Genomic DNA, 12,045 nt, shown 5'->3' on the forward strand with positions numbered 1-12,045 from the left:
GCTACGCCCGGGCAGCCTATTTTGGTTTGCTCAAAGTGAGTGCGCAAAGTCATCTGAAGGCGATGTGTTTAAACCTGTTGAAAGCGACTAACAGGCTAAGTGTGCCTGTTGCTGCCTAAAAGGCGACCCGGATGCCTGATTATCGGGTATCCGGGGAGGATTAAGGGGATATTTGGGTAAAATTAGGAGGTATTTGGGGAGAAAACAGCCGAAAACCTGTGTTTGGGTTTCGGCTGTCGGGAGGGAAAGGAATTTTGCAAAGGTCTCAAGCCGGCAATCAAGCAACCGCGTGCGTACCGCACACACCCTACGCTTTGGTTTTGAAGTCCGAGTGATTCATCGGTAGGGTATGTGGGTGACTATACAGACTACGGCTTGCTACATCTAGGAAAGTTAAATTTATAATCATTTCTCTTAATTCATCACAAAAACTTTCCATTAATTGAAGACACATATTTTTTGTTTCCCCTAAATCATGAGAAGCAATTATCCTTTCTTCTCCATGAGCAATCGCATTTCTTGTGCTTAATAAAGTCTGATCTATAAAATTAAATTTTGTTTCGAAATTTTTAGTAGATATTCCTAGCTTGTAACAGATTTCTTCTAAAACCTCAGAATTTAAATTTGATTTAGTATTGCAAAAAGTATCTAAGTTGCAATTAAATAAATCATTTAAATTTAATGAGTTATCAAAATATTTGCGAATATAATTTACACTTAACGCATATGATCCATTAAAACTATGAAATTGGTTTAATGCAGCACAGATATGAAAATTAGGTTTTAGCTGATTAAATCGTAGTCTACTTTTTCGCAAAAACCTAAAAAATAGAAGCATTACATCTTTAATTAACCCTTCCCAGTGAGAATATAATAAACAATGGATCATTTTATTATGAATGTTTCTAATGCCTTCAGGCTGATTGTAAGTATATGAAAAAATATCAGTAATTTCTTTCTTTCTCCTGCTAAATTGCTTATCAATTTTATCTAATAATTTATTTGCTTTTTCGGTTATGTCATTAAGAAGTTCTTGCTCAATATCCATTTAAATTACTACTTTTCAAATAGTTTATCTGCTAATTCAATAAATTGAGGTAATCGTCTGCTGGCTCTAGTTCCTGAGCCACTAGCCTCCCTAAATGTGTCATTCGTTGGTAAAAGCATAGAAATTTCTTGTATTTTCTTTATGTCATCATTATTGTTTATATCATAATTCCCTAAATGTTTTGATAGTCCTATACTTAATATTTCATAAATAGATAAAGAAAATGCTCCTAGATACTTACCGTTTTCATATCGTTTAAATGAGTTTTCAGATAGTGCTCTATTAAGTAATGCAAAAGTTTTACAAAAAATATCTTTTTCTGAAACAAAATCAAAACGCTTAAAGCTTTCTGAAGAGTTATTTTCTGGAGTAAACATATTAATCATCTCAGATGTTAAAAAGTTACCTACATCTTCAAGCATAGAAGAAGTAATGTTTGGTGTGTTCTTTAAAATGAGAAATCGTAATACTAGTTCAGTATGATATTCTTCAGAAAGCTGTCTATCTGTTAACGTAAGAGTTTCTCTAAAATTTTGATCATCTGCTAAAGCTCTTATCCAAGAAAAAACCGTTGGATCTATCATAATTAGCATACAGTTACGGACTTCTTGGCTTGATAGTGAACTACCAAAAGTATTTAACCTTTGGAATAGTTCATATTTTGTATTACTATCGCTTTCCTTTTTAATGATTTTAATATCAATTTTCTCTCTTTTGAAAGCCATCTGTAATTTCTTGGTAAGAGAGCTGGATTCAGGGAATAAAGATGTACTATCTGGGATAATTGAGGAATCCCAATATATATTCTCTAAAGCTGGTAAATATTTAGTACCTATTAATTGTAATGGTTTTTCCAACTCCCCTTTTTCATTTTTGTAAATACCTAAAAATGAAAAAATGGTCGATAAGCGTTGTAAACCGTCTACAACATCCCAAACACCATCATCTCTTTGAGCAACAAAAAAAGATGGTAAAGGGATACCTAAAAGGATGGATTCAATTAATTTACTTTTCTGGGTAATAGACCAGCGATATGTACGCTGGAATTCGGGATGTATATCTAATTCACCGTCTTGGTACAGGTTAATAATTTCACCAATAGACATGGGATAAGAGTCGGTATAAATTTCTTTACGTTTTTGTTCAATTTGTTGTTCTAATGAAACTTGCTTATCATCCATTGCTTAATCCTTTTTCTGTACAATTTGTTTAAGATATTTAGCAGTATAGCTAATACTTGTCATTTTCGCCACTTTCTCGGGGCTACCTGAGGCAATAATCCTCCCCCCGCCATCACCACCTTCCGGCCCTAAGTCCACAATATAATCAGCCGTTTTTATAACGTCAAGATTATGCTCGATAATCACGATTGAGTTGCCTTTGCCTTTCAGACGACCGATTACTTCCAGCAGCAGGGCAATGTCGGCGAAGTGCAGACCGGTGGTGGGTTCGTCGAGGATATAGAGCGTTCTGCCGGTGTCGCGTTTGGATAGCTCTAGGGCGAGTTTGACGCGTTGGGCTTCGCCGCCGGAGAGGGTGGTGGCGGACTGGCCGAGGCGGATGTAGCCGAGGCCTACGTCCATGAGGGTTTGCAGTTTGCGCGATACGGTGGGGACGGCGTCGAAAAATTCGCGGGCTTCTTCGACGGTCATGTCGAGGACTTGGCTGATGTTTTTGCCTTTGTATTGGATTTCGAGGGTTTCGCGGTTGTAGCGTTTGCCGTGGCAGACTTCGCAGGGGACGTACACGTCGGGCAGGAAGTGCATTTCGACTTTGATGACGCCGTCGCCTTGGCAGGCTTCGCAGCGGCCGCCTTTGACGTTGAAGGAGAATCTGCCGACGTTGTAGCCGCGTTCGCGCGAGAGGGGTACACCGGCGAAGAGTTCGCGGATGGGGGTGAACAGACCGGTGTAGGTGGCGGGGTTGGAGCGCGGGGTGCGGCCGATGGGGGATTGGTCGACGTTGATGACTTTGTCGAGGTGTTCGAGGCCGTGGATGTCGTTGTATGGGGCGGGTTCTTCTTGGGCGCGGTTGAGCTCGCGGGCGGTGATTTTGGCGAGGGTGTCGTTAATCAGGGTGGATTTGCCGCTGCCGGATACGCCGGTGATGCAGGTAATCAAACCGAGCGGCAATTCGAGGGTAACGTTTTTGAGGTTGTTGCCGCGCGCGCCTTTGAGGATGAGCATTCGGTCGGGATTGACTGGCGTGCGTTCAGACGGCACGGCGATGGATTTTTTGCCGCTGAGGTATTGTCCGGTAACGGAGTTTTCGCATTTGGCGACGTTTTCAGGCGTGTCGGCAATCAGTACGTTGCCGCCGTGTTCGCCTGCGCCCGGGCCCATATCGACGACGAAATCGGCTTCGCGGATGGCGTCTTCGTCGTGTTCGACCACAATCACGCTGTTGCCCAAATCGCGCAGGCGTTTGAGGGTGGCGAGCAGGCGGTCGTTGTCGCGCTGGTGCAGGCCGATGGAGGGTTCGTCCAAAACGTACATCACGCCGGTCAGACCGCTGCCGATTTGGCTGGCGAGGCGGATGCGTTGGGCTTCGCCGCCGGAAAGGGTTTCGGCGGAGCGGGAGAGATTCAGGTAATCCAGCCCGACGTTAATCAGGAAGCCGAGCCGCTCGGTGATTTCTTTGAGGATTTTTTCGGCGATTTGTTTTTTGTTGCCGTCCAAATCCAGCGTTTCAAAGAATTGGTGGGTTTTGGTCAGCGGCCATGCGGAGATTTCATGCAACGGTTCGCCGCTGACGTAAACGTAGCGGGCTTCTTTGCGCAAACGTGCGCCGCCGCAGCTCGGGCAGGCGCGGTGGTTTTGGTATTCGCGCAGCTTTTCGCGCACGGTTTCGCTGTCGGTTTCGCGGTAGCGGCGTTCGAGATTGGGGATGATGCCTTCGAAGGCGTGGCTGCGGTTGAAGGTAGTGCCGCGTTCGGACAGGTAAGTAAAATTAATGACTTCCTTGCCCGAGCCGTGCAACACGACTTTTTTCACTTTTTCAGGTAGCGTTTCCCAAGCAGCCTGCACATCGAAACCGTAATGCCGCGCCAGCGACTGAATCATTTGGAAATAGAACTGGTTGCGCTTGTCCCAGCCGTCAATCGCGCCCGTTGCCAATGACAATTCGGGGTGGGCGACCACTTTTTCGGGGTCGAAGAAGTTGGTGTTGCCCAAGCCGTCGCAAGTCGGGCAGGAACCCATAGGGTTGTTGAAGGAAAACAGGCGCGGCTCTAATTCGGGCAGGCTGTACGAACATACGGGGCAGGCAAAACGCGCGGAAAACCAATGTTCTTCGCCGCTGTCCATCTCCATCGCCAGTGCGCGCTCGTTGCCGTGGCGTAATGCAGTTTCAAAGCTTTCTGCCAGTCGTTGTTTGACGTCCGCCTTCACTTTCACGCGGTCGATGACCACGTCGATATTGTGTTTGATGTTTTTTTCCAGCTTCGGCACTTCGTCCAGCTGATAGACCTCGCCGTCCACGCGCACCCGCGCAAAGCCCTGCGCCTGCAAGTCGGCAAAGAAATCGACAAACTCGCCCTTACGCTCGCGCACCGCCGGTGCCAGAATCATCACGCGCGTGTCTTCCGGCAGTTTCAAGACGGCATCGACCATCTGCGATACGGTCTGGCTCGACAACGGCAGATTATGTTCGGGGCAATACGGCGTGCCGACGCGTGCGTACAAAAGGCGCAGGTAATCGTGGATTTCCGTAACCGTGCCGACGGTGGAACGCGGATTGTGGCTGGTGGATTTCTGCTCGATGGAAATCGCGGGCGACAGACCCTCGATCAAATCGACGTCGGGTTTGTCCATCATCTGCAAAAACTGCCGCGCATAGGCGGAAAGGCTCTCGACATAACGCCGCTGCCCTTCGGCATACAGCGTGTCAAACGCCAGCGACGACTTGCCACTGCCCGACAGCCCCGTTACCACCACGAGTTTGTGGCGCGGAATGTCCAAATCGACGTTTTTCAAATTATGCGTACGCGCGCCGCGGATGCGGATGGTGTCGTTGTCGTGCGAATGTTGGGGATGATGGTTGCACATAATGGATGCCGCCTGAAAAATAAAGGAAAACCGATATTGTAGCACTTTCTCGGATGCCGTCTGAAGCTGCGTTCAGACGGCATTTGTCGGCGGAACGCGGCAGATTCCGCTATAATGTCGGCAATTTTAACCCGCTTGAACAAAAGGATGACAAATGAACCGTCTTTACCCCCACCCGATTATCGCCCGTGAGGGCTGGCCGATTATTGGCGGCGGTTTGGCTTTGAGCCTGCCGGTGTCGATGTGCTGCGGCTGGTGGTCTTTGCCGTTTTGGGTGTTTACTGTATTTGCCCTACAGTTTTTCCGCGATCCTGCGCGTGAGATTCCGCAAAATCCTGAAGCGGTGTTGAGCCCTGTTGACGGCCGTATCGTGGTGGTCGAGCGCGCACGCGATCCGTATCGTGATGTTGATGCTTTGAAAATCAGTATTTTTATGAACGTGTTCAACGTGCATTCGCAAAAATCGCCTGCCGATTGTACGGTAACGAAAGTGGTCTATAACAAAGGTAAATTCGTGAATGCGGATTTGGATAAGGCCAGCACGGAAAATGAACGTAATGCGGTTTTGGCGACTACGGCTTCTGGTCGTGAAATTACTTTTGTTCAAGTGGCCGGTTTGGTGGCGCGCCGTATTTTGTGTTACACCCAAGCAGGTGCGAAACTGTCCCGCGGCGAACGCTATGGCTTTATCCGCTTTGGTTCGCGCGTGGATATGTATCTGCCTGTCGATGCGCAGGCGCAAGTGGCGATTGGCGATAAAGTTACCGGCGTCAGCACTGTATTGGCGCGTTTGCCGCTGACTGCGCCGCAAACTGAATCTGAGCCTGAATCTGAGCCTGCTTTACAAACTGCTCCGGTTGAAACAGCGGCAAACCCATCTGCCGAACAACGGCAAATTGAAGCGGCGGCGGCTAAGATTCAGACGGCTGTGCAAGATGTGTTGAAAGATTAATTTTGCGAACTGAAATAGAAAATATCAGTACCATCATTCACACGAATGAGGAAGTTTGGTTTTTTGAATTTTTGCTAATGTTCACACCGTTATGTTCACGAAAATGGGAATCCGGGAACTTAACGTTACAGTGATCTATCGGAAACGGCTGAAACCGAATGAATTGGATTCCCGCCTGCGTGGGAATGATGGGATCTTGGGTTTTTGCTTTTGATTTTTCTGCTTTTGTGAGAATGACGGCGTGAAAGCAAGAATGATGAAACAAAAAAAATGGGAATGATGGCATAGTGGTTTGTTCTTTGTCTTTGCCATATTTCCTAAAAAATTGATTAAAAAGAAAAAAGGTTTTCAGAATGCCGTCTGAAAACCTTTTTTGTTTGCCTGTCCGATTTTAAAACTTCACGTTCACGCCGCCGGTAAAGCTGCGGCCCATTTGCGGCGTATCAGAGAGGAAGCTGCTGTGGGCGTAAACGGATTGGTTGAGCAGGTTGTCGGCTTTGACGTACCAATTCCACTCGCCATAGCGCGTATTGCGGCGGTAGTTTGCGCCGAGGTTGAGCATATGGTGTCCGGGCGTACGCGTTTCGTAGCGGGCGAGTTTGTTTTGGGCGAACACGCGGTAGTAGTCCAAATTGGCATCGATACGGTCGGTCAGCGAGGCTTTCAGGTGAACGCCGAGGCGCGCAGCCGGAACGCGCGGCGCGTTTTGGTCGGCTTGTGCGATGAAGGGACGCTTGCCGTAAGCATCTTCCCTACCGGGTAGGGATGGCAGGTTTTTCAGACGGCCTCGTACATAGTCGCCGGAAACGCCGATGCGGTAGCGCGGTGTCGGTTTGAAGTAGATTTCGCCTTCCGCACCGTAGAAGTCGGCGCCGGATTGGTTGTAGCGCACGAGCTTCATTTCGCTGTCGTCTTCGATGGATTTGGGGCCGCGTCCGTCGTTTAAGGTTTGGGCGTAAATGTAGTTGCCGAAGCGGTTGCGGTAGAGTGCCAGATTGTATTGCCAGCGGTCGCCTTCGTAGCCCAGTGCGAGTTCGATATTGTTGGAACGCTCTTTGTTGAGGTGTTTGTTGCCGACTTCAAAGGTGTTGGTGGCAACGTGTTTGCCGTGTGCGTACAGCTCTTGCGTTGACGGCAGGCGTTCCTGATGAGAGGCGGTCAGGCTGAGTTTGTGTTGTGGCGTGAAATACCAGTTGCCCGAAAGTGCGAACGATCGTGCGGTTTGGCGGTGCGCGCCGAGGTCGGGCAGGGGCTGGTTGTAGTAGTTTTCCCGATCAATCAATGCTTTGTCGTACCGGATGGAGGCTTTTTGTTTTTCCACGCGTACGCCGCCTTCAAGCGTGAAGTTGTCCCAGTTTGCCTGTTCTACACCGAAAAAGCTGTAATGGCGCACATTGTTGTCAATCAACATCGGTTGTTTGACCGCTTCGGATGTGGCAGATAAAGCACTGGATTTTTGTTGTAAATATTGCACGCCCCAGCTGCCTTTCAGACGGCCTATGGGTTGGTGGCGCAACTCGATGCGGGCGTTTTGCGTTTGGTTGTTAAAAAAGTTTTCGACCGCATCGCCTGCTTTTTCGTCGTGGCGGTAGTCGTTGCGGTTCAAGTGTACGCGCAGGGCTTCAAAACCGGGGAACGGTTGCTTCCATTCGGCACGGAGTTCGTAGCGTTTGTTGCGCAGGTCTATCCACGGTCTGCCGCTGTGGGTGTGTGCGTGTGCATTATCGTCGTCGTGGAAGCCGCAGCTCAAGCCCGGATTGTCGTAATCGATGTCTTCTTCGGTCAACAGGTGCGGATAAAGCTGTAAATAGCGTTTGTTAATCAAGCTCTTTTGCCAGATGATGTCGGCGTGGCAATCATCGTATTCGTGGCTGTGGGCAGGCAGGCCGTATTGGTCGCGACGGTCGCTGTACGCCACGCCGATAAAGCCTTTTTCGCCAACCCAAGACAGCCCGATGCTGCCCGTTTGCGAATCGGCGTGGCTGTCGGGCAGGCGTTTCAGATTGCGGTAACGCGGTACGGCGTAATCGCCCGATTTGCGGTACAGCCCTTCCGTGTGCAACACGAAGTTTTTGCCCAGACCGATATTGATGCCGCCGGACGTGAGTTTTTCCAAATTACCGCTGCTCAAACGCAATCCGAGTTCTCCCGATACGCCGTTTTCAGGCATTTTTTCGGGGATTTTGCCATCGGCAACATCGACCAGCCCCGCCACATTGCCCGAACTATATAAAAGCGTAACCGGCCCGCGCAGGATTTCAACCTGTTGCGACAAGGCGGTATCTACCATAATAGCGTGATCGGGTGAAAAATCCGCCATATCGCCTGTTTCGCCGTGATGGTTCAACACTTTAATCCGCCTACCCGTTTGACCGCGAATGATGGGAGCGGACGCGCCGCCGCCGTATTGCGAAGCGTGGATGCCCGGTACGCCGTCCAAAGCGTCGCCCAAGTTGACGGCTTTTTGGCGCAAGGTATCGCCGGAGATGATTTTGTCGGAGGCGGTCGAAGTGTGCAGCAGCCCCGAAGTGGCGCGCGGACGGCTTTTGCCGACGACGCTGACCGTTTCCAAGCCCACCGATTGTTCAGTTTCATGCGCTTGGGCGAGTAGGGGCGTGTTGATTAAAATAATTGATAAAACAATGGGTTTGAGTGTGGTTTGTGCCATTTTGACTTCTCTTCGCATTTCAAAAGTTTGTTATTATATAACATTACATTTTTTATATCATAAGATTTTGAGAACACTCAGAGGGCATAGGCAAAAGTTTTTCAAATGACACGGTTGCGGCATCGGGCGGTGTCCATTTGTATCCGCCGTCATTCGGGGGCGCGGTTGATGTTGACGCAGATTCCGCTATGTTTGCCCACTATGTTCGGCTGCGGGATAACCAAAATTTATGAGTGCATAAAAACGGTACGTTCCCGAACGGTCGAAAAGGTGGCAAAATGGCGTACTCGTCAGAACGCGAGGCTCTGCGCCAGATTCACGAGGGCGCATCGGGCACGCTAAGATATAAGGGGTATGGATGTGGGTATCGGAAATACAGTTAATAATAAACAAATTATAAATCAATAGGTTAATCATAAAATGCTTTTGTTTATCGACAATTACGACAGTTTTACTTACAACATCGTCCAGTATTTTACAGAATTGGGGCAGGAAGTTGTCGTGCGCCGTAACGATGATATTACATTGGAAGAAATCGAAGCCTTAAAGCCGCAATATCTTGTAATCGGCCCCGGACCGTGTTCCCCTAAGGAGGCAGGGATTTCAGTAGAAGCCATGCGCCATTTTGCCGGCAGGCTGCCGATTATGGGCGTGTGCCTCGGGCATCAGACGATAGGCGAAGCGTTCGGCGGAGATGTGGTACGGGCAAAAACCTTGATGCACGGCAAGGTGTCGCCTGTGTCCCATTCGGGTAAGGGTATGTTTAAAGATTTGCCCAATCCGGTTACCTGTACGCGTTATCACAGCCTCGTTATCGATCGGAATACGATGCCCGAATGTTTGGAAGTAACGGCTTGGACTGACGACGGCGAGATTATGGGTGTGCGCCATAAGGAATATGCTGTTGAGGGCGTGCAGTTCCACCCCGAAGCCCTCTTGACCGAACACGGACATGATATGTTGAACAATTTTTTAATCGAATTTCAAAACTTCAAACCGCAAAAAATCTGACGTGATGCCGTCTGAAGCCCTTCAGACGGCATTTTCGTCCGAATATTGAACGGAGGACAAAAAATGATTACACCGCAACAGGCTATCGAACGATTAATCAGCAATAACGGGTTGTTTTACGATGAAATGACCGACTTGATGCGTCAGATTATGAGTGGACAGGTTCCGCCGGAGCAGATAGCGGCCATTTTGACAGGATTGCGTATCAAGGTTGAAACCGTTTCCGAGATCACCGCCGCCGCCGCCGTGATGCGCGAGTTTGCGACAAAAGTGCCGCTGGAGGATGCGGACGGGCTGGTCGATATCGTCGGTACGGGTGGGGATGGCGCGAAAACCTTTAATATTTCGACGACTTCGATGTTTGTTGCCGCAGCGGCAGGCGCGAAGGTTGCCAAACACGGAGGCCGGTCGGTCTCTTCCTCCAGCGGTGCGGCTGACGTGATGGAGCAAATGGGCGCAAACCTCAACCTGACTCCCGAACAGATTGCCCAAAGTATCAGGCAGACCGGCATCGGGTTTATGTTCGCACCCAATCACCACAGTGCCATGCGCTATGTCGCCCCGGTACGCCGTTCGCTTGGTTTCCGAAGTATTTTCAACATATTGGGTCCGTTAACCAATCCTGCGAGCGCGCCGAACCAACTTTTGGGCGTGTTCCACACCGATTTGTGCGGCATCCTTTCCAGAGTATTGCAACAGCTCGGCTCCAAACACGTTTTGGTTGTTTGCGGGGAGGGCGGTTTGGATGAAATTACACTGACGGGCAAAACGCGCGTTGCCGAACTCAAAGACGGAAAAATCAGCGAATACGACATCCGCCCAGAAGATTTCGGTATCGAAACCCACCGCAATTTGGATGAAATCAAAGTTGCCAATACTCAGGAATCTTTGTTGAAAATGAACGAGGTGCTGGAAGGAAGAGAAGGGGCGGCACGCGATATCGTATTGCTTAATACCGCCGCCGCCCTATATGCCGGAAATATCGCTGCTTCGCTTTCAGACGGCATATCTGCCGCACGGGAAGCCATCGATTCAGGTAGGGCAAAATCGAAAAAAGAGGAGTTTGTCGGTTTTACACGGCAATTTGCCTAAGCAGGCAGAATGAATATAAAGCAACAAATGCCGTCTGAAAATTTCAGACGGCATTTGTGTTTCAGGGTTAAAAGAATGAAGAAGGCAATTTATTTATATAAAAACTTTTGGGGCTGTAAAGGAGCAAAGATTGCAGTTGCAACGTGTGGTAGAGTATGGCAAAAGTCAAAACATTACAGTCAAAATTACGGAGATCGAATAAATGACTTTCAATCAAGAACAAGATTATTGGGCTGGCTATAAGGCAAATGAAAGAGCCTTGATTATTCAAACATGGTCAGGATTTGGGAGATATGCTCTAGACCACCTATATCCCCCCCATATCCTGCCATTGGATACCGACAATGAAACTTTAGGCACGGCGGTCTTGCAAGCGTTGGCAAATAGCAGGACGTTAGACAACGAAGCTGAACGTATTGATTTTTTAAAACAGGAAAGTTTTAAACCACGTTATGAGGATTGGGTTGCCAAGCTATGCGGGAACTTAGGCTATAAAACCAGACGCGCCCTATTTAAAAACATGATGAGCGGGGATATTTGGCTGCACAACGGCTGCCTGAAAATCAGCCCGAGCCGCCATGTCAAGCTGGAAGCGTGGGATGCCATTGATGCAGACGATGTAATTTTATCATTGGATAACAGCCCTGAAGAAATCGGAGCAGGTTTAAAGTTGGCATTGAGCCGCTGCCGATAATATTTGGCAAAAGGTCGTCTGAAAGCCGGGAATTGGTTTCATTAGATAATAAATAAATATAGGAGTAAATAAAAAATGGCAATTTGGAATTATCGGTACTACCTCATACCATCAGCTGCTATCAGAAATAAATTTAATGCAAATAAAGATATTATACTTGATGAGTATCGATCTAATAATTTTCAGAATTTTAATGAGAATAAAAGTTTTGAAAATTACTTTATCGATAATGATATTATATTATCATCAATAATAAATGAAGCAAAAAAACAGCTTAAATTGAAAGAGTCTTGGGATAAAGACGCAATTATGTTTTGTGATAATTTTGGTAATAGTCTTACCGTTTGGCCAGATGATATAGAGTGTGAACTTGATTTAAGATTTGATTATATTCAATTTATTCAGAAAACCATTGATTGGGCAATAAAATATAATTGTCTATTTGTAATAGAAAAAACAGGAAATGTAGTTTCCCCTAATATAAATAATCTAATGTATGAAATAAAAGCATATTTGGAAAGCAAGCCGTAGCCC

The 12,045-nt window shown here is 47.7% G+C and carries 9 protein-coding genes and 1 pseudogene; 6 read left to right on the forward strand and 4 right to left on the reverse strand.

Translation table 11 applies throughout. The annotated features are described in order from the left end of the window. Positions 1–119, forward strand: a pseudogene (locus tag RDY34_RS07470) (IS5/IS1182 family transposase); the annotation flags it as partial. A gap of 188 nt (positions 120–307) precedes the next feature. On the opposite strand, the gene RDY34_RS07475 reads toward RDY34_RS07470, so the two are convergent. Genes RDY34_RS07475 through uvrA form a run of 3 tightly spaced genes read right to left on the reverse strand, consistent with a single transcriptional unit; the run spans position 308 to position 5,094 of the window. Continuing rightward, positions 308–1,048 carry an MAE_28990/MAE_18760 family HEPN-like nuclease gene (locus RDY34_RS07475; RefSeq protein ID WP_003754769.1) on the reverse strand — a complete coding sequence of 247 codons (741 nt, stop codon included), beginning with the start codon at positions 1,046–1,048 and terminating at the stop codon, positions 308–310. Positions 1,049–1,056: 8 nt separating this feature from the next. Beyond that, entirely contained in the window at positions 1,057–2,229 is a 1,173-nt protein-coding gene (locus RDY34_RS07480; protein WP_003754771.1) for a DUF262 domain-containing protein, read from the reverse strand. 3 nt (positions 2,230–2,232) lie between these two features. Further along, the gene (gene uvrA, locus RDY34_RS07485; RefSeq protein ID WP_308074716.1) at positions 2,233–5,094 is read right to left on the reverse strand and encodes an excinuclease ABC subunit UvrA; all 2,862 of its coding nucleotides are present in this window, start codon (positions 5,092–5,094) and stop codon (positions 2,233–2,235) included. A 154-nt stretch (positions 5,095–5,248) separates the two neighbouring features. Here uvrA and RDY34_RS07490 point away from each other — a divergent pair, with 154 nt between their 5' ends. Continuing rightward, on the forward strand, positions 5,249–6,046 hold the full coding sequence (locus RDY34_RS07490; RefSeq protein ID WP_308074715.1) for a phosphatidylserine decarboxylase: 798 nt from the start codon (positions 5,249–5,251) through the stop codon (positions 6,044–6,046). A gap of 391 nt (positions 6,047–6,437) precedes the next feature. On the opposite strand, the gene znuD is transcribed toward RDY34_RS07490, so the two are convergent. Then, a complete protein-coding gene (znuD, locus tag RDY34_RS07495) occupies positions 6,438–8,714 on the reverse strand; it encodes a TonB-dependent zinc receptor ZnuD (RefSeq protein ID WP_308184513.1) in 2,277 nt (758 codons plus the stop codon). Positions 8,715–9,134: 420 nt separating this feature from the next. Here znuD and RDY34_RS07500 point away from each other — a divergent pair, with 420 nt between their 5' ends. From RDY34_RS07500 to RDY34_RS07515, 4 genes are all read left to right on the forward strand, one after another. Beyond that, positions 9,135–9,725, forward strand: a complete 591-nt coding sequence (locus tag RDY34_RS07500) for an aminodeoxychorismate/anthranilate synthase component II (protein ID WP_308184514.1) — start codon at positions 9,135–9,137, stop codon at positions 9,723–9,725. A 63-nt stretch (positions 9,726–9,788) separates the two neighbouring features. Further along, positions 9,789–10,817 carry an anthranilate phosphoribosyltransferase gene (gene trpD / locus RDY34_RS07505; protein WP_308184515.1) on the forward strand — a complete coding sequence of 343 codons (1,029 nt, stop codon included), beginning with the start codon at positions 9,789–9,791 and terminating at the stop codon, positions 10,815–10,817. Between the two features lie 202 nt (positions 10,818–11,019). Then, positions 11,020–11,511 carry a contact-dependent growth inhibition system immunity protein gene (locus RDY34_RS07510; protein ID WP_308073697.1) on the forward strand — a complete coding sequence of 164 codons (492 nt, stop codon included), beginning with the start codon at positions 11,020–11,022 and terminating at the stop codon, positions 11,509–11,511. Positions 11,512–11,586: 75 nt separating this feature from the next. Next, a complete protein-coding gene (locus tag RDY34_RS07515) occupies positions 11,587–12,042 on the forward strand; it encodes a hypothetical protein (RefSeq protein ID WP_308073698.1) in 456 nt (151 codons plus the stop codon). Positions 12,043–12,045 lie beyond the last annotated feature (3 nt).

Origin of the sequence: Neisseria polysaccharea (assembly GCF_963392925.1) — a bacterium.
GTDB lineage: Bacteria > Pseudomonadota > Gammaproteobacteria > Burkholderiales > Neisseriaceae > Neisseria > Neisseria polysaccharea.